The 17,514-nt window shown below is 68.2% G+C and carries 20 protein-coding genes and 1 pseudogene; 17 read left to right on the top strand and 4 right to left on the bottom strand.

The window, feature by feature from the left end:
• Positions 1-34: 34 nt before the first annotated feature.
• Positions 35-763, bottom strand: a complete 729-nt coding sequence (locus AC5Y4T_RS01635; RefSeq protein WP_499948425.1) for an Rv1815 family serine proteinase — start codon at positions 761-763, stop codon at positions 35-37.
• Positions 764-1,181: 418 nt separating this feature from the next.
• Between AC5Y4T_RS01635 and AC5Y4T_RS01630 the strand changes: the two genes are divergently transcribed.
• Complete coding sequence (locus AC5Y4T_RS01630; RefSeq protein WP_499948427.1) at positions 1,182-1,613, top strand: STAS domain-containing protein; 432 nt, start codon at positions 1,182-1,184, stop codon at positions 1,611-1,613.
• Positions 1,614-1,636: 23 nt separating this feature from the next.
• Here AC5Y4T_RS01630 and AC5Y4T_RS01625 read toward each other — a convergent pair whose 3' ends face one another.
• Entirely contained in the window at positions 1,637-2,137 is a 501-nt protein-coding gene (locus tag AC5Y4T_RS01625; RefSeq protein WP_499948429.1) for a MarR family winged helix-turn-helix transcriptional regulator, read from the bottom strand.
• A gap of 307 nt (positions 2,138-2,444) precedes the next feature.
• Between AC5Y4T_RS01625 and AC5Y4T_RS01620 the strand changes: the two genes are divergently transcribed.
• The 14 genes and pseudogenes from AC5Y4T_RS01620 (at position 2,445) to AC5Y4T_RS01555 (ending at position 12,503) form a co-directional block, all read left to right on the top strand.
• The gene (locus AC5Y4T_RS01620) at positions 2,445-3,563 is read left to right on the top strand and encodes a polyprenyl synthetase family protein (RefSeq protein ID WP_499951697.1); all 1,119 of its coding nucleotides are present in this window, start codon (positions 2,445-2,447) and stop codon (positions 3,561-3,563) included.
• A 28-nt stretch (positions 3,564-3,591) separates the two neighbouring features.
• Positions 3,592-5,112, top strand: coding sequence for a phytoene desaturase family protein (crtI, locus tag AC5Y4T_RS01615; RefSeq protein WP_499951696.1), 1,521 nt, complete (start codon positions 3,592-3,594; stop codon positions 5,110-5,112).
• Positions 5,109-6,062, top strand: coding sequence for a phytoene/squalene synthase family protein (locus AC5Y4T_RS01610; RefSeq protein ID WP_499951695.1), 954 nt, complete (start codon positions 5,109-5,111; stop codon positions 6,060-6,062). The genes crtI and AC5Y4T_RS01610 overlap by 4 nt, the downstream gene beginning before the upstream one ends.
• Positions 6,059-6,382 carry a lycopene cyclase domain-containing protein gene (locus AC5Y4T_RS01605; RefSeq protein ID WP_499951694.1) on the top strand — a complete coding sequence of 108 codons (324 nt, stop codon included), beginning with the start codon at positions 6,059-6,061 and terminating at the stop codon, positions 6,380-6,382. The genes AC5Y4T_RS01610 and AC5Y4T_RS01605 overlap by 4 nt, the downstream gene beginning before the upstream one ends.
• On the top strand, positions 6,379-6,690 hold the full coding sequence (locus AC5Y4T_RS01600; RefSeq protein WP_499948436.1) for a lycopene cyclase domain-containing protein: 312 nt from the start codon (positions 6,379-6,381) through the stop codon (positions 6,688-6,690). The genes AC5Y4T_RS01605 and AC5Y4T_RS01600 overlap by 4 nt, the downstream gene beginning before the upstream one ends.
• The gene (locus AC5Y4T_RS01595; RefSeq protein ID WP_499920123.1) at positions 6,677-7,396 is read left to right on the top strand and encodes a class I SAM-dependent methyltransferase; all 720 of its coding nucleotides are present in this window, start codon (positions 6,677-6,679) and stop codon (positions 7,394-7,396) included. Before AC5Y4T_RS01600 ends, AC5Y4T_RS01595 begins: the two co-directional genes overlap by 14 nt.
• Positions 7,393-8,919 carry an FAD-dependent oxidoreductase gene (locus AC5Y4T_RS01590; RefSeq protein ID WP_499951693.1) on the top strand — a complete coding sequence of 509 codons (1,527 nt, stop codon included), beginning with the start codon at positions 7,393-7,395 and terminating at the stop codon, positions 8,917-8,919. The genes AC5Y4T_RS01595 and AC5Y4T_RS01590 overlap by 4 nt, the downstream gene beginning before the upstream one ends.
• Positions 8,916-9,926, top strand: coding sequence for a DUF5914 domain-containing protein (locus AC5Y4T_RS01585; protein ID WP_499951692.1), 1,011 nt, complete (start codon positions 8,916-8,918; stop codon positions 9,924-9,926). Before AC5Y4T_RS01590 ends, AC5Y4T_RS01585 begins: the two co-directional genes overlap by 4 nt.
• A 25-nt stretch (positions 9,927-9,951) precedes the next feature.
• Positions 9,952-10,341 carry a DUF2784 domain-containing protein gene (locus AC5Y4T_RS01580; protein ID WP_499951691.1) on the top strand — a complete coding sequence of 130 codons (390 nt, stop codon included), beginning with the start codon at positions 9,952-9,954 and terminating at the stop codon, positions 10,339-10,341.
• A gap of 312 nt (positions 10,342-10,653) precedes the next feature.
• On the top strand, positions 10,654-11,091 hold the full coding sequence (locus tag AC5Y4T_RS01575) for a hypothetical protein (RefSeq protein WP_499920119.1): 438 nt from the start codon (positions 10,654-10,656) through the stop codon (positions 11,089-11,091).
• Positions 11,088-11,285: pseudogene (locus AC5Y4T_RS01570) on the top strand (hypervirulence associated TUDOR domain-containing protein); the annotation flags it as partial. The gene AC5Y4T_RS01575 and the pseudogene AC5Y4T_RS01570, both read left to right, overlap by 4 nt.
• 128 nt (positions 11,286-11,413) lie before the next feature.
• Complete coding sequence (locus tag AC5Y4T_RS01565; RefSeq protein WP_499948444.1) at positions 11,414-11,746, top strand: DUF3140 domain-containing protein; 333 nt, start codon at positions 11,414-11,416, stop codon at positions 11,744-11,746.
• Between the two features lie 65 nt (positions 11,747-11,811).
• A complete protein-coding gene (locus AC5Y4T_RS01560; RefSeq protein ID WP_499951690.1) occupies positions 11,812-11,937 on the top strand; it encodes a hypothetical protein in 126 nt (41 codons plus the stop codon).
• Positions 11,934-12,503: a MarR family winged helix-turn-helix transcriptional regulator gene (locus AC5Y4T_RS01555; protein ID WP_499951689.1), complete on the top strand. Its 570-nt coding sequence runs from the start codon at positions 11,934-11,936 to the stop codon at positions 12,501-12,503. The genes AC5Y4T_RS01560 and AC5Y4T_RS01555 overlap by 4 nt, the downstream gene beginning before the upstream one ends.
• Here the strand turns inward: AC5Y4T_RS01555 and AC5Y4T_RS01550 are convergent.
• Positions 12,500-13,750: a glycosyltransferase gene (locus AC5Y4T_RS01550; protein WP_499951688.1), complete on the bottom strand. Its 1,251-nt coding sequence runs from the start codon at positions 13,748-13,750 to the stop codon at positions 12,500-12,502. The genes AC5Y4T_RS01555 and AC5Y4T_RS01550 overlap by 4 nt on opposite strands.
• A gap of 11 nt (positions 13,751-13,761) precedes the next feature.
• A complete protein-coding gene (gene fni, locus AC5Y4T_RS01545) occupies positions 13,762-14,808 on the bottom strand; it encodes a type 2 isopentenyl-diphosphate Delta-isomerase (protein WP_499951687.1) in 1,047 nt (348 codons plus the stop codon).
• 148 nt (positions 14,809-14,956) lie between these two features.
• On the opposite strand from fni, the gene AC5Y4T_RS01540 reads away from it, so the two are divergent.
• Both AC5Y4T_RS01540 and AC5Y4T_RS01535 read left to right on the top strand, forming a co-directional pair.
• A complete protein-coding gene (locus AC5Y4T_RS01540; RefSeq protein ID WP_499951992.1) occupies positions 14,957-17,038 on the top strand; it encodes an MMPL family transporter in 2,082 nt (693 codons plus the stop codon).
• Positions 17,035-17,514, top strand: coding sequence for a TspO/MBR family protein (locus tag AC5Y4T_RS01535; protein WP_499951686.1), 480 nt, complete (start codon positions 17,035-17,037; stop codon positions 17,512-17,514). Before AC5Y4T_RS01540 ends, AC5Y4T_RS01535 begins: the two co-directional genes overlap by 4 nt.

The raw sequence follows: 17,514 nt of genomic DNA, 5'->3' as shown, positions 1-17,514 counted from the left end.
AAATCCGCCGTGCCGGCACTGTGGGCGGCGTCGATCAGGGCGAGACGGCAGCGCCTGCGTGCCGGCCGATCATTCGCAGCGCGGGCGGATGCTGTTGCGGGCTGTAGGTGTGGCTGTCGATGTAGACCTGCGCCATGACCGCCTGCCACGACTCGATCTGGGGTACCGACTTCCACATGCCCTCGACCAATCCCACGATCAAAGCGTTGTGTTCATCGGTCAGGGTGTAAACCGGGCCGCCGAAGTCTCGGCTGTCCGAAACCATGCCGGTGATGGCGAAGCGGCCGTCGCCGACCGAGCTGACCGAGCCGCATCGCTGGCCGGTGGCGCGCAGCTGGCATACGGGCATCCCGGGCTGAGCGCGCGTGTCCGGCGCGGATCCCAGATGCCGCCCCGTCGGCAGCACATCGGTCGCTGCCACATCCGGCGCGATCGCAATGACTTCGTATTCCACGGGCGGCAGTGTGTCGGCGGCCGAATCCGCGTCCACTTGGCGCCGGCCCAAGACCACGTTGCCGATCGGTCTGCGGTCACGGTCGGTTACCACCGACTGCCCACCATCGCATTGGCCACTGGTCATGGCGACCCGTAACCGCGGCTCGACCAATCCCACCATGCAGACCGTGCTGCCTTGGTGGATCTCCATTCCGGGGAAAACCGTGCCGCCCGGATCGGCAGCCGCCTGACCCGGAACGCCAACAAGCAGTGTCGTGAATGCGGATGCGGCCGCTAACCGACGTAGGCGGCAGCCGAGCTCTTCCATTGGGACGCATCACCCCTCACGTCCGGGGCCCTTCGCGTTTGCTACTTGACACGCGTATACCCGCGGCCTGCGCGGCCAAACCGTTTTCCGGTCGGCCGGTAAGCGAACAAGCGCTGGTTGCCAGAAGGCCGGCAAACGAAGACTTCACGGGTCCACACCCGTCGACCTGCGGTGGAAAGCGCTGGTCCGGTTCGCGCCAGGTTCGCCGCGCGGCCCGGGCCAGTTCGGCGAATCGACATCTGGACGCTCACCTGGGCGGTAGGCTGCCGAACAGGTTGAGTTCACAGCTGCGTCTCTAACGGGAGCGGTGTGCAAAACACCGTTCACTCCCTCGTCACCAAGATCGATAGGCGGTCTCATGGCTGCTATTAACTCCGCAAATTCAGCGGACCAATACGACCCCGCACGGTGCCGGTACATGGCTCACTTCGACCGGGCAAACCTTTTCGTCTACGCGCGCAATCTCGGCACGGTCCTGCGCGTCGACGGCGAGGTCGACGCCTCGAACGCAACGGACCTCACCCAGGCGATCCGAAACTTCGCCCGGCTCAAGACCCCCCTGGTGCTCGACCTCAGCCAGCTGCGTTTCGTCAGTGTCGAGGGGTTCCGCTCGTTGCTATTACTCAACGACGAGCTCCGCAAGGCGCGCGTGTACTGCAGCGTGGTCGGCGGCGCGGCGGTTCGGCCCTTGTTACGGATCGTGCATCACAACGGGCTGCCGATCGCCGGTTCGGTGCCCGAGGCATTTCAGAACCTTGAAGACATGCTGAGGGCGCGACAACGGTTCCTGTCCGAGCTGGCGCGGCCGAGACCGGCGCGGACGCAACCTGCTCGCAGCGCCGCGTCATAATCGTCGGTGGCCCGCTGTAGCGCTTAGGGTTTCGTCGACCCGTCGACCAGTTCGTGCTGAAAGCGACGCAGCGCGTCGATCACCGCGGCGAAGACTCGATGCGCGGCGCTCAGGTCCGTATCGGGTAGCTCGGCGAGCGCGACTCGGGTATGCGCGTTGAGCGGGCTGAAGAACGACCGGGCGGTGGCAAGACCGGATTCATCGTTACGCAACACCACCTTTCGGCGGTCGGCCGGGTCGTCGTCCCGACGGATATGACCGGCGTCGATCAGCCTGTCCACCAGATAGGTGATCGCCGAGCCCGACAGACCCATCCGCTGACTGAGGTCGCTCGAGGTCATCGGCCGCCCACCCATCTCCGCCACCATGATGTAGAGCAAGGCGCGGAAATCGTTGGGCCGCAGGCTATGTATCAACGCGAACAACCGACCGATCTGATCGGACTCGGTTGACAGCTCCCGCAGATCGGCCGATATCAGCGACTCCAGCTCGTCTCGGCCGCAGCGCTGCCCATCAGCGTCCATAACGCTGTGAGCATATCGCCGATCGGGTGACATTTCAGTTACTTAAACTTTCACCCACAGCCGCTGGTGTCAGGCACTTGATGGACACGACACGAATCGGTCGCCTCGACTGGCGCCCACCGGTGAAGTTCACTAAATTAATGTTTAAGTTATTGAACAAGGTGGTATGTCGTAGCGGGCGGCGCGGGGGCGCGCCTGTCGGTCCTCGCTGTGGTTTTGCCCGCTTCATCGGCGGGTATGACGCGTGTGCTTGGGCCGCGCAGGCCTCGACCATTCCAGGCCGTCCGGGAGGGAGCGCTTGGGCAGTATGAGAGCTTTGTCGTTTTCACCCGCCGATGCGCCGGCGGCGATCGGTTGGCTCAGCGGTGACGACTTCGAATCGTGGCGGTCGGATTTGCGGCGGATGGTGTGGGACGGTGTCGCCGATTTCATCGCAGCCCGCCGTGCCGGCGACCTCGACGGGGTGCGCATCGACGCCGCCGGCGACATTCTGGTTCAGTTCGTCTCCGGCGGTAAATGCCTGCGGTCGACGTTCGTTTACCTGGGCTGGCTGTGCGGCGCGCCGCCCCACGACGCGGCCGTGCGAGCGGCGGCCAGTTTCGAGTTGCTGCACGCCTTCGCCCTGCTCCAAGACGACGTCATGGACAGTTCGGACGAACGGCGCGGCCGCCCCTCGGCGCATCGGCAATTCGGCCAATGGCATCGCGAGCGCGGATTGTCCGGATCGTCACGGCGATTCGGTGAATCGGCGGCCATCCTGCTGGGTGACCTCTGCCTCATCTGGGCCGAACAGATGCTGCGCGAGAGCGGCGTCGAGCCCCGGCGCCTGCAACGCGCGTGGCCGCGGTATGACGCCATGCGCACCGAGCTCGCGATCGGGCAGTTCGCCGACTTGACGAACGACGCGCGGCACGTTCCGGGGTTGGAGGCCGTGCTTGATGTGGCACGGCGTAAGTCCGGCAATTACACCGTGCGCCGGCCGCTGGAGATCGGCGCGGCGATGGGCGAGTGCGACGAGCGGACGTTGTCCCAACTGGGCCGCTACGGCGCCGTCGTCGGCGAGGCGTTCCAGCTTCGCGACGACGTGCTCGGGGTTTTCGGCTCGCCGGCGGTAACGGGGAAGCCGAGTGCCGGCGATCTGCTCGAGCGCAAGGCGACGAGCGTGGTGGTGGCCGCCCACCAACTGGCCGATGCGTCGACCCGGCGTGAACTCGTCGAGTTGGCGAATCGTGAAACCCTCGACGACAATGCAATCGACCGGTGGAAAACGCTGATCGTCGAGACGGGCGCGGTGCAGCTGATCGAGCAGATGATCGGCGACCGTGTCGCTTCCGCGCGCGACCACGTCAGCGACCTGCCGATCGACGAACCCGTTCGCACCGCGCTGGACGAAATGGCGGCCGTCTGCACGGATCGCGTTGAATGAGTAGCGCCGACGGGGGAGCCTGTTGATCATGCGGACCATCGAAGGGCGCGGAGACCACGTGGTGGTGATCGGCGCCGGGCTGGCGGGGCTTTCCGCGGCACTGCACCTGGCCGGCCGCGGGCGCGCGGTCACGGTGGTCGAGCGCGAGCCGTGGCCGGGCGGCCGGGCCGGCCGCCTCGACGTCGACGGCTACCGGATCGACACCGGACCCACGGTGCTCACCATGCCGGACATCATCGACGAGACGTTCGCGGCCGTGGGCGAACGGCTCTGTGACCGCATGGAGTTGTTGACCGTCGACCCGGCGTACCGCGCCGTATTCGCCGACGGCAGCGCACTCGACGTGCACAGTGATGCCGACCGGATGGCCGATGCCGTCGCGGAGTTCGCTGGCTTCGGGCAGGCAGCGGGCTACCTACGGCTTCGACGGTGGCTGACGCGCTTGTACCGCACCGAATTCGACGGCTTCATCGCCGCGAACTTCGATTCGCCGCTGTCGCTGCTCACCCCGCGGCTGGCGCAGCTGACCGCGATCGGCGGCTTCCGCAAGTGGGACCGGATGGTCAAGCGGTACATCACCGACCCACGGTTGCAGCGGATCTTCACCTTCCAATCGCTGTACGCCGGCGTGGCGCCGCGTGACGCCCTGGCGGTATACGCGGTGATCGCCTACATGGACACCATCTCGGGGGTGGTGTTCCCGCGCGGGGGCGTACGGACGCTGCCCGACGCACTGGCCGCGGCTGCCGCCGACGCCGGCGTCCAATTCCGTTACGGCGCAACCGTTACCGCACTCGAACGCAGCGGCGGGCGGATCACCGCCGTGGTGACCGAGCAGTCCGGATCCATCGCCTGTGACGCGGTGGTGCTGACCACCGAGCTGCCGCAGACCTACGCGTTGCTGGGGCGCACACCGCGTCGCGCGCTGCGGCTGCGTCCCTCGCCCTCGGCCGTGGTCGCGCACCTGGGCTGTCCCGCCGTCGCATCCGGGACGGCCCACCACACCATCCTGTTCGGCGAGGCGTGGGATCAGACGTTCACCGACATCGTCGACGACGGACGACTCATGCGGGACCCGTCGTTACTGGTCACCCGCCCGACGGCCAGCGACCCGGCCTTGGCCCCCGAGGGACGCGACCTGCTCTACGTGCTCGCCCCGGCGCCGAACCTGGATCGGGGCACCGTCGATTGGGCCGGCACCGGCGGCGCCTACGTCGAGGACATGATCTCGCACGTGGCTGACCGAATGCTGCCCGGTTTGCCGCACGACGCAACGGTTTTGGGCGTCGTCACACCGGTCGACTGGGCGCGGCAGGGGATGGCGGCCGGCAGCCCGTTCGCGCTTGCCCACACGTTCGGTCAGACGGGACCGTTTCGTCCCGGCAACATGGTGCGCGGCATCGACAACGCGGTGCTGGCCGGGTCCTCCACGGTTCCCGGAGTCGGGGTTCCCACCACGCTGATCTCCGGGCGGCTCGCCGCCGACCGCGTCACCGGCATCCCCACCCGATCGAGCGCGCACTTCGACATGAAAGCCGGTTTGCCGTGATGCGCAGCGAGTTGGCCGCCGCCGGAATCGACGATCCGCGGCTGCGCGACGGATACCGCCGATGCCGCGAACTCAATGCCGCGCACGGCCGCACGTTCTTCCTGGCCACCCGCTTGCTCGCGCCCGACCAGCGGCCGCCGGTGCACGCGCTGTACGGCTTCGCGCGATACGCCGACGACATCCTCGACGATCTCGACCCGCAGGTGGGCGCCGACGTCCGCGGCCGGCGGCTGCAGGAGCTGTCGCAGCGATTCTTCTCCGGCGGTGCCCACCTGGACGATCCGCTAGTGGCCGCGGTCACCGACACCGTGCGGCGCTATCGGATCAGCGCCGGGCTGTTCGAGGACTTTCTGGCTTCCATGCGGATGGATCTCACCGTCACCGACTATCCCGACCGCACCGCCCTGAACCTGTACATGCGGGGCTCCGCGGAAGCCATTGGGCTGCAAGTGCTTCCGATACTGGGCACGGTGACGCCCGCGGAGGAAGCCGCGCCGTACGCCGCGGCGCTGGGCCGTGCCTTCCAGTTGACCAACTTCCTGCGCGATATCGACGAGGACCTGCAGCGTGGCCGGGTGTACCTGCCGGCCGACGAACTGGCCGCCGAGGGCGTCGACCGCGAGCTGTTGGCCTGGTGCCACGCGCATCGGCGCACCGATGCGCGGGTGCGCCGGGCCCTGATCGCCCAGCATGAGATCGCCCGGCAAACCTACCGATTCGCCACGGCGGGGATCGCCACGCTGGCGGCCCGGTCGCGACCGTGCGTGGCGACCGCGGCCGCCCTGTACTCAGAGATCTTGGACTGCATCGAACGGAGCGACTTCGCGGTGTTCGATCACCGCGCCACCGTCGGCAAGGCGCGACGGCTTCGGGTCGCCGGTGCGGGACTGATACGGTCGTGGCGAGCGCGGAACGGCGCGCGGGGCGTTCGTCAATCGGGGGCCGCATGAGCGATCGGTGGCAGTACCTGGCTGTGCTCGCCGCATGCCTGGTGATCACCGCTCCGCTGGAGATCTTCGGCCCCGGCGTCTACCGCCAGTGGCGCCGGGTCATCAAGGCGGTCGTGCCGGTCGCTGTCGTGTTCCTGATCTGGGATGAGATCGCGGTAGCCGCGCACGTGTGGACGTATGACCGCGCGTACCTGTGCGGCCTGAGCATCCCGTTCCGGGTGCCCATCGAGGAGGTGCTGTTCTTCCTCGTCATTCCGGTGTGCGCGTTGCTGACCTACAACGCCGTGACCACCATCCTGGCAAAGGTGCACCGCCGATGACCGGCCTCGGCTACACCCTGCCGGCCGCGGTGGCGGTATTGCTGGTCTGCGCAATGGAATTGGCGGTCCTGCGGACCGGGCTGTTCCGGCGGCCGGCCTACTGGCTGTCGATGTTGATCGTGCTGGGATTCCAGATCCCGGTGGACGGCTGGCTGACCAAACTCAGCTCCCCCATCGTCAGCTATGACGACAAACAGCTGAGCGGCGTGCGTTTCCCGTTCGACATCCCGGTCGAAGATTTTCTGTTCGGCTTCGCGTTGGTCACCGCGGTGCTGCTGCTGTGGGAGCGGCAACGTGCGCGTCGGTGATGCGGGCCCCGCCGAGTTGGCGGCCGCGTTCGACGCCGGCGCGCCGGCCTACGACCGCCTGGTGGGTGCCAGCCCCGGCTATCACGCGCAGCTGACGTTATCGGCTCGACGGATGCGGATTCCCGACCGCGGCAAGGGGTTACGGTTGCTCGATGCCGGATGCGGCACGGGCGCCTCGACGGCCGCGCTGCTCGCCGTCGCGCCCGAGGCCGACATCGTCGCCGTCGACGCGTCGCGCGGAATGCTCGATGCGGCGCTGGCGAAGCGCTGGCCCGACTCGGTGCGCTTCGTGCACACGCCCGTCGAACAGCTGGCCGAGCACGGGATCACCGGCCCGTTCGACGGCATCCTGGCCGCCTACCTGATCCGCAACGTCGCCGACCGCGACGCACAGCTGCGCAAGTTCCGCGAATTGTTGCGTCCGGGCGGCACGCTGGCGGTGCACGAATATTCGGTGCGCGACTCGGCCGCGGCGACGCGGATCTGGCACGCCGTGTGCTGGGGCATCATCATCCCCGCCGGGTGGTGGCGCACCCGGGACGCCGGGCTGTATCGCTACTTGTGGCGCAGCGTGCTGGCGTTCGACGGCGCGGCCCGCTTTCGGATTCGCCTTGCCGACGCCGGTTTCACTGCGGTGCACAGCGAGACGATGCCCGGCTGGGAAGCCAACATCGTGCACACTTTCCTGGCGGATGCGCCGCGATGAGCCCCGACCGGCGTCGCCGAACGTTCCCCGCGCCAACGGGATTGGCGGACGCGGGTGCGCTGGCGTCGCGGCCGCGGGTGGCCGTCGTCGGCAGCGGTATCGCCGGGCTGGCGGCCGCCACCGGGCTGGCCGAGCGCGGTGTCGCCGTCGAGGTCATCGAAAGCGAGCCCTACCTCGGCGGCCGGGTGGGGGGATGGACCGAGCGGGACGGCGGCGCCGAGCTCGCGATGAACCGTGGCTTCCACGCGTTCTTCCGGCAGTACTACAACCTACGCGCCCTGCTGGGCCGAATCGACCCGCAGCTGCGGATGCTCACTCCTGTAACGGATTACCCGCTGATCGACGGGGCCGGCCGGCGCGACAGCTTCCGCGGGCTGCCGCGCACCCCACCGTGGAACGCCGTGATGTTCGCGGCGCGCAGCCCCACGTTTCGGCTGCGTGACTTCACCCGCATCGACGCGCGCGCCGCCGCACCACTGGCTGCGGTCTCGGTGCCCGGCACCTACCAGCGACTGGACCACACCGACGCCGCGACGTTTCTCGAAGACATCCGCTTCCCCGAGGCCGCACGGCATCTGGCGTTCGAGGTGTTCTCCCGCAGCTTCTTCGCCGACCCCTCCCAGCTCTCCGCGGCCGAGCTGGCGACCATGTTTCACATCTACTTCCTGGGGTCGTCCGAAGGCCTGATCTTCGACGTGCCGTGCGCGAACTACGACAGCGCCCTGTGGCAGCCGTTGCGTGGCTACCTCGAAGGGCGGGGCGTGCGGTTCCGGCTCGCCACCAAAGTGCTGAGCATCGACACGGAATCGACGACGCCATTCCGGGTGCGCACCGATTCCGGTGACCACTCCGGCGTCGACGCCGTCGTGTTGGCCGCCGACATCGAGGGTTTGAAACGGATCGTTGCGGCATCGAGCGAACTGGGCACCGACGAGTGGCGCGCGCAGATATCGCGGCTGCGCACCGCGCCGCCGTTCGCCGTGCACCGGTTGTGGCTCGACCGCCCGGTGGCGGCGCACCGGCCGGCGTTTCTGGGCACCGCCGGCCACGAGCCGCTCGACAACATCAGCGTGCTGGAGCGCTACGAATGCGAAGCGCGCGCGTGGGCAGCCGCGAATCACGGTTCCGTCGTCGAACTGCATTCTTACGCTTTGGATTCTGTGCCGTCTCGCCCCGCCGCGCTGCGACAGCTGCACAGGATCTATCCGGAAACCGCTGCGGCACAGATCGTCCACGAGAAGCTGCTGCATCGCAGCGACTGCCCGCTGTTTCCGCCCGGCTCCTATCCCCATCGGCCGCCGGTCAGCACGCCCACGCCGGGTCTGTTGCTGGCCGGCGACGCCATCCGGATCGACTTGCCGGTGGCACTCATGGAGCGGGCCGCCACCACCGGTTGGTGCGCCGCGAACCAACTCCTGCAACGATGGGGGTTAGCCGGACACCCGTTGGCCACGGTACCCACCCAAGGCCGGTCACCAATGCTGCGATGGCTTGCCGACCGCGAAAGAGCCACCCGATCATGAGGATTCGCGAACAGCTTCGACAACGCCTGTCGGCCGCCCGGGCCAAAGACTGGCCGCTGCAGGTGATCCCGCGTGCTTCATGGGCCGATCAGCGCCCGACGTATCGCGACGCACAGCCCGCCATCATCGAGGGCGCGCTGCGGCGCTCGCAGCGCAAACCCACCGGCAACTGGTACGCGTTCGCGGCCAGCGACCGGGTGCCCAGCGGGCGGCCCGTCGGCACGCGCGTCGCGGGTGTCGACCTCGTCGCCTGGCGCGACGAGCGAAACCGGCTGTGCGTGGGGCCGCGCAGTTGTCCGCACCTGGGGGCGGACCTGGCCACCGGCACTGTGCACCGGGGCGCGCTGATCTGCCGCTGGCACGGCCTGACTCTGGACGGGCGCGCTCGCGAATTCGGCTGGAGCCCGTTGCCCAGCCACGACGACGGCGTCCTGGCATGGGTGCGGCTCGACGCGGTGGGCAAGGAGCAGCCGCTGGATCGGCCGGTGATTCCGCAGCGGCCGAGCGGCGACACGCTGAGCGCAGTCGCCCGCATGGTGGGTGTGTGCGACCCGAGCGACATCATCGCCAACCGCCTCGATCCGTGGCACGGCGCGTGGTTTCACCCCTACTCGTTCACCCGGCTCGATGTGCTTACCACGCCCACCGAGCAGGCCGACCGGTTCCTGGTTGCGGTGACCTTCCGGATGGGACGCCTGGGGGTGCCCGTCGTCGCGGAGTTCAGCTGCCCGGAGGCGCGCACCATCGTCATGCGCATCGTCGACGGCGAGGGCACCGGCAGCGTCGTCGAAACCCACGCGACGCCAATGGGTTCGGGTCCCGATGGCCGACCGCGCACCGCCGTCCTGGAAGCCACCGTCGCGCATTCGGATCGGCCCGGTTTCACCAGGGCCTCGCGGGCGGCGCCGTTGATCACGCCCCTCATGCGCTATGCCTCCACCAAACTCTGGCGCGATGATCTCGCCTATGCCGAACGCCGCTACCAGGTTCGCGCGGGCGTCGGGTAGCCCTGCGCGTGCAAGAATTCCCAGCGTGCGCAAGCTCTACGTCGCCGTGGTCGCGGTGACCGTCGGCGTTCATTTGGCCTACCTGCTGTACGTGCCGTGCGGTGGTTTCCTCGCGTTGCGCCGGCCCAGGTCCATCGCGCTGCACGTGCTGGCGGTGGCCTGGGGCGTCGCGGTGGTGGTGTTCGGGCTGCGCTGCCCACTGACGTCCGTGGAATCGTGGGCCCGCCGGCGCGCGGATATGGATCCGCTACCCACGTCCGGATTCGTCGACCGTTATGTGACGGGACGTTTCGTGCCGCCCGGGCGCGTGGGCGCTGCGCAGGCGCTCGCGTTCACCGCCGCCGCCATCTCATGGGGTGTATTCGGCCGCCGGGTCACCGGCCGCGGGTGCCGCGGCATGCCGACCGCCGGTTGACCGCCGCCGCACCGCCCACAGCACACCACCCACCAGCAGGACCGCCAGCACGATCAGGGCGGGCCACATCGCCAGCTGCGCGAGCCACAAACGTCGTTGCAGGCGCAACATCTTCCGCTCCGCACGCCCCAGGCGCCGGGAAGTCTCGAGCACAGTCATCGCCAGACCTGATACCCACCGCGCACCCATTCAAACCGCCACGCGGCTCTCCACCCTTCTGAAAACTTAACTATTCAGTTAATGAATCGCCGTATCGAGGATTCGGGCCCGCCTGCGCAGGGAATGCCATAGCTCTACGCGGGGAGGAACCTGATGAGCGACGGGGCGGGCACCGAGATCGACGGCGTTGCGCAGGCGGTAGGACGAGTGACCGAGGCGCTGGAAACCGTCGAGCGCGCCCGCGGACATCTGTATTCCTTCCATCAGCTGACCGGTCGCGCCGACCTGCAACTCGACGAGGCCGTGGCGCGGCTGAACGAAATCGGCCAGGGCGACCTGGCCGAGCACATCAGCCGCGAGCTGATCGGGCGCAACGTCCTGCCGGGCCGGTGGAGCTTCCAGGTAGTCGAGGAGTATGACGACGGTTACTACCGCTGTTTCGAAGAGACCGAGCGGCTGGTCCGAACCCGACTCGCCAACGGTCGCCGCCACGTTCACGAGATGGCCTTGAAGGAGCGACGGCGCACCGTCGGCAATCCGGCGCACACCGCGTCCCCCAGTGATGAATCGGCGAAAGGTGAATCCCTATGAGCAGCAATGAATTCAACAAGGGCGACAAGGTGGAGTGGCAAAGTCACGGCACCACGGTCCGCGGCACTGTCGAGGCCAAAATCACCTCCGACACCGAAGCCGCCGGACGCACGGTGCGGGCTTCCAAAGACGAGCCGCAGTACAAGGTGCGCAGCGACAAGACGGGTGCCGACGCGGTCCACAAGCCGGACGCACGGTGCGGGCTTCCAAAGACGAGCCGCAGTACAAGGTGCGCAGCGACAAGACGGGTGCCGACGCGGTCCACAAGCCGGACGCACTACGCCGCGCAAAGTGATGCGCGTCAACAGGATCAGGACTCAGCATGACCGACGACAAAGGAACCACCTGGGAACGCTTCCAGGACACCGTCAACATGACCGCACGCGAGCTGGAGAAGTGGCTCGGCACCGAGGAATCGAAGAGCGTTGGGCAAAAGCAGGGCGGTGACGAGTCCACCGGCCACGCCAGTGGCCGGCACATCGTTCAGATCCTCAAGGCGAAACGTGCCGACCTCACCGACGCCGACTATGCCCACATGCGAAAGGTGGTCGGCTACGCCAAACGCCACCTGGCGCAGCGTCCGCACGGAGAGATCGACGAGAGCCCGTGGCGATACTCGTTGATGAACTGGGGCCACGACCCGGCGAAGTCCTGATAGCCCCTGCTGGTTGGGGGTGCCGTAGGCTAAGGGCCATCGATTGCACCGCGCACGCTGCGGGCGTGTTTGCACTCAGCGTGTACCCGAAATGGGCTACAAAGGACAAACGCCCGAGCGTTTCGGCGGCCGCGATCAACGGCCGCGATACGCTGGCCGGCGTATCTTTCAAGAAGGATGCGGGTAAGTGACCAAGCGCGCCGCTGACCGGCGAATAGACCGGGCCGAGCTCGAGAAATTGATGTCGGCCGACATGCGCGCGATCACCGCGCAGTCCGACCGCATCGGCCGGCACTTCGCCCGCCAAAACGATGTCAGCGGCACTGACTTCCACGCCTTGCTGCACATCATGGTTGCCGAAACCGCCGGCGAACCGTTGACCGCCGCGCAGCTGCGGCGGCGCATGGACGTGTCACCGGCCGCCATCACCTATCTCGTCGATCGCATGATCGACGCCGGCCACGTCCGGCGCGAACCCGACCCTCAGGACCGGCGCAAGACCCTGCTGCGCTACGAGAAGCCCGGGATGGCCCTGGCCCGGTCGTTCTTCACTCCCCTTGGCGCCGAACTACATACTGCGTTGGCCCATCTTCCCGATCGCGACCTGGCCGCGGCACATCGGGTGTTCGCCTCGATGATCGAGGCGATGGCCGGCTTCGAATCTCGGCTTGCCGCAGCAAGTTCCAAAGCGCCGGCCACCGAGGCGAAGCGCCCGACGGCGAAAGGCCGTCGCAGTCCGGCGAAACGCGGCGACTAGTGAACCGGCCCCTCGACAACGCGGCCCAGTAGCCGCTGCTCGACCAGGTCGGCACCGCGGCCAACGCCTCCGGTTGCGGCGAATCCGGCGGCCACCCGGCGCGCGCCGTCGACCATCGTCATCGCCTCGCACACCTTCGCCCGCAGCCGCGCCGCGGTGATCCTCTTGGCGGCCAGGCGGGTACCGCACCGGGCGACCTCCACTCGCCGCGCCACCTCGGCCTGGTCGCGGGCGAAGGGCACGACGCAGACCGGCACGCCGCGATCGAGGGCCTTGAGCGTCGTGCCCATCCCCCCGTGTGTGATCGCGCAACTGGCCTTGTCGAGTATGGCCGCGTGCGGCACGAATTCGCACACGGTGGCGTTCGCCGGCCGGGGCAGATCGGTGGGTACACCGGCGGGGAACGTCGCCACCACATGAACGTCCTCGTCGGCCAGCGCGCGCAAGGCGGTTCGTCCCAGAATCTCGTCGGCCTGCCGCAGCGAGGAGGTGTTCACCAACACCATCGGTCGATCGATGGCGTCGATCCACTCCGGTGTTGCTGTCGGCGCGGGCTCGAACACGCAGGCGCCGATGTGGTGTACTAGGCCGGCCCACCCGGGATGCGGGTATTCGAACGGCTCGCCGCCGACGGCCAATACCAGTGGGGCGCGCCGGATGAAGCCGTCTACCGATGTCACCGGTGGCACACCCAGCCCAGCACGAATGGCGTTGATACGGGGCAACATTGGCCGGTCGAACACGTGCCGCACGATCGGTCGCAGCCCGGCGTCGCGGATGTCGCCGGCAATGCCGGGTAGCGGGCGCATTCCGGGACCGAATGGTGGCACTCCACGTGAGCGCAGGTAGGGGGTGAACGGCGAGAAGAGCAGCCACGGAATGCTCCCGGCGTCCGCGACCGACAAAGCCCCCCAGCAGTTCGCATCCACGATGAGCACATCCGGCCGGATCGCGTCCGACGCGCGCCGAAAGTCGTCGACCTCCAGCACCGCTCGCCGGCACAGCACGTCGATCGACAGCTTGAGCACTCCCAGAGCGTTTCGCGCCTCCCAGTCGTTGCCGACAATCGCTTCGATGGCCGGGTCGACCGGCTCGGCGTGCACGCCGGCCGACCGCATCGTCGAGACGCCGGCCGACATGGTGCGCAGATGAACGTCGTGGCCGCGCCGGGCCAGCTCGGCCAGCAGCGCCCCGGTCGGCAGCAGATGCCCCAAGGCAGGCGACCCGTACGCCAGGATGACGGCCACGTCGCGGGTACCTAGTCGATGCCGACGAGGTCGACGTCGCGCAGGTCGGCCAGCTTCGCGGCACCACAACCGTGCAGGCAGATCCTAAGCTCGTCGATGAAAGGCTGCAGCCAATCGACCACGGCGGCAGTCGATTCGATCGCGGCGGGCAGCAGCGGCCGCGCCACCGCCACCACATCGGCGCCCAGCGCGATCGCCTTGGCCGCATCCATACCGGTGCGTATGCCGCCGGACGCCACCAACGGAACCGCCGGCAGGACCTCGCGCACCTCCACGATCGCGCGCGCGGTCGGGATACCCCAATCGGCCAGGTCCGGATAGCGCAGTTCGCCGTATCGCACGAACTGCTCGACCCGCGACCACGACGTGCCTCCGGCACCCGCGACGTCGATTCCGGCGACCGGCAATTCGCCTTCAGCGCCGATGAGCTCCGCGGCCGCCGCACCACCTATCCCGTGCCCGACCTCCTTGAGCAGCACCGGACGGTCAATGGCGTCGGCCGCCTCGCGCAGCCTGTTCAGCGACCCGGAGAAATCCGTGTCGCCGTCGCGCTGCACCGCTTCCTGCAGCGGATTGGTATGCACGGCAAGCGCATCGGCGCCCACCCGGTCGAGGGCCTTCGCCAGATCCGGCACCGCGGACTTCGTCAGCTGAGCCAGGCCGATGTTGCCGAACAGCAAGACATCCGGGGCGACATCGCGCACCGTGAAGCTATCCGCGGCGTGCTCCCCCAGCGCGCTGTCCAGCATGATCCGCTGCGAACCGAGCATCATCCCCAGGCCCAGCTGTTGGGCGGCCGCGGAAAGATTGCGGTTGATCGTCCGGGACAGCTCGGCGCCCCCGGTCATCGCACCGATCAGCATCGGAGACCGCAGGTTGACGCCGAAAAAGCTGGTGGACAAGTCGATGTCGCCCAGATTCGTCTGAGTCAGGGCGTTGTAGGGCAATCGGTAGCGATCCAGCCCGGTCGTGAGGCCCTCGTAGCCGACCGGTTCGTTCAGGCACACGTCGATGTGCCGCCTCTTGCGGCTCGCCATCTCCCCCCGGTCAGCGGTCATCGCAGCTACCCCCTCGCATCCGACACTGCTCCTGACCCACATTCATAATGTCCATAGTGCCCCCTGTTATGCACCGCAGACGCTGGCGCGTGCCGGTGCGTCATTTCAGTTGATTAATGTTTAACAAACTGAAAGGCTTGTGTCCGTGATGTGGGATTGCGTGGCCACCGCAGTGACGGGCCGGCGCTCATGGCCGCTCGCGCTTGTCACGGTCCTGCTGGGGGTCGCATTCATCCTTCTCGTCGGCGGCAATGCCGCGGCCGGCCAATCGCCGCAGTCACTTCCAGTCGATGCGCAATCGGCGCAGGTCGACGCCCTGGCCCGGCAATTTCCGGGGGGCGACAAAGCCCCGCTGATCGTGGTGGTGAGCCGCACGGACGGCGGGGTCCTCAGCCCGTCCGACATCGCCGGCGCCCAGACCGCTGTGAACCGAGTCCGGGCGGCCCGGCCCGGACCGGTGCTGCCGTCGCGGGACGGAAAAGCCGCCCTCGGAGTCGTGTCGATCAGCGCCGGCTTGTCCGGGCTTGCCCTGGGCGACGCCGTCGCCGCGCTGCGCACGGCCGCGGCCGACGGTCTGCCCGCGGACCTGCAGGCTCACGTGACGGGCGGCCCGGCGTTCGGCGCCGACATCGCCGGCGCGTTCGCGGGCGCCAACATCACCTTGCTCGCGGTGACGACGGCGGTGGTGGCGCTGCTGCTGATCGCCACCTACCGCTCCCCGGTGCTGTGGCTGGTCCCGCTGCTCGTGGTCGGATTCGCCGATCGGGTGGCCGCGGCGGTAGGCACCGCGGTGGCCTCGCTGACCGGGTTGAGCTTCGACGGTGCCACATCCGGGATCACCAGCGTGCTGGTTTTCGGCGCCGGCACCAATTACGCGCTGTTGCTGATTTCTCGATATCGCCAAGAGCTCCGGCGCCATAGGAGCCATCGCGCGGCGTTGCGCGAGGCCGTCCGCAGGGCGGGCCCGGCCATCGTCGCCAGCAACGCCACCGTGGTGCTGGCGCTGCTCACCCTGCTCTTCGCGTCCACGCCGAGCACCCGCAGCCTGGGCGCGTTGGCGGCGTGCGGCCTGGTGGTTCCCGCGCTTTCGGTGCTGGTGATACTGCCGCCCATGCTGGCCGTGTGCGGCCGGCGATTGTTTTGGCCGTTCATCCCGCGGCCCGGAGGCGACGAAACCTTGGGTTCCGGCGGCTGGCATCGCGTCGCGGACTGGGTCGGCCGGCGACCCGCACTGGTCGCGGCTGTCGCGATCGCGGTGCTGGCGGCCCTTGGCACCGGCTTGTTGGGAACCCGGATCGGCTTGTCGCAGACTGAGCAGTTCCGCATCCGCGCCGACTCGGTGACCGGGTATGACGTTGTGGCCGAACACTTTCCGGCCGGCCTGGTGAGCCCGACACTGGTCATCGGCCGCAGCGATCACGCGGCACCGGTGCAGCGGGCGATCGCGGCCACACCCGGCGTGGTGTCGGTGACCGAATCCGGCCGATCCGCATCCGGGCTGACGAAGTGGTCGGTGGTCATCGACGCACGGCCGTCGTCGACGCGGGCATTCAGCATCGTTGCGGCGCTGCGAGATTCGACACGGGCCGCCGACCCCCACGCGCTCGTCGGCGGCGCCGACGCGCAGGCCCTGGACGTTCGCGACGCGGCCACGCATGACCGGGTGCTGCTGATCCCGGCGATCCTGGCCGTCATCCTCATCGTTCTTTACCTGCTGCTGCGGTCGGCGCTGGCCCCGCCGACACTGCTGGCCGCAACGATTCTGGGTGCGCTGGCCGCGCTGGGCCTGGGCGGCTGGGCGAGCGTGCACGTCTTCGGCTTCCCGGCCCTGGACAACACCACACCGTTGTTCGCGTTCCTTTTCCTGGCGGCCCTCGGGGTGGACTACACGATTTTCTTGGTCACCCGGGCCCGCGAGGAAGCCGCACCGCATGGTGCCCGCGCGGGGATGGTGCGCGCGGTGTCGGCCACCGGAGGCGTAATCACCAGCGCGGGAATCGTTTTGGCGGCGGTGTTCTGCGTTCTCGGAGTGTTGCCACTGATCGTCCTGACCCAATTGGGGATCATCGTGGGCCTGGGAATCCTGCTCGACACGTTCGTGGTGCGAACGCTGGTCATCCCGGCCCTGTTCGCACTCATCGGCGACCGCATCTGGTGGCCTACCAGCCCAGCCGCCAAATCCGTTGAGCAACAAGCTGACCGGAAACAACCAGAACGGAGCATACCGTGAACAGGTCGATACTGGTGGCGACCAGCCTGGCCGTCGCCGCAGCCGCCGGCAGCGGGAGCATCGCGAGCAGCAACGCCATTCCCCGGTGGTATGCGCGGCTTCGCAAGCCGCCCTATCAGCCGCCGCGCGCGGCGTTCCCCACCGTGTGGACCGCGCTCTACGGGGACATCGCGGCCACGTCGGCGGTGACCATCGATCGGTTTCACGCGACCGGGCGCCATGACAAGGCGCGCGACTACACCGTGGCGCTCGCGGCGAACCTGCTCCTCAACGCCGGATGGAGTTGGCTGTTCTTCGGCTACCACAAGCTCGGCGCATCCGCAGTCGGCGCCGCGGCGCTGACGGTCAGCAGCGCCGATCTGGTCAGGCGCACGGCCCAGGCCACGCCGCGCGGCGGGCTGGCATTGCTGCCCTACCCGCTGTGGTGTGGTTTCGCGACCATCCTGTCCACGCACATCTGGCGACTCAACCGGTAG

The sequence above is a fragment of the Mycobacterium sp. NGS11 genome (assembly GCF_059813315.1).
The sequence above is the reverse complement of the archived record's forward strand: the minus strand, read 5'-3'. Positions and strand labels throughout refer to the sequence as shown.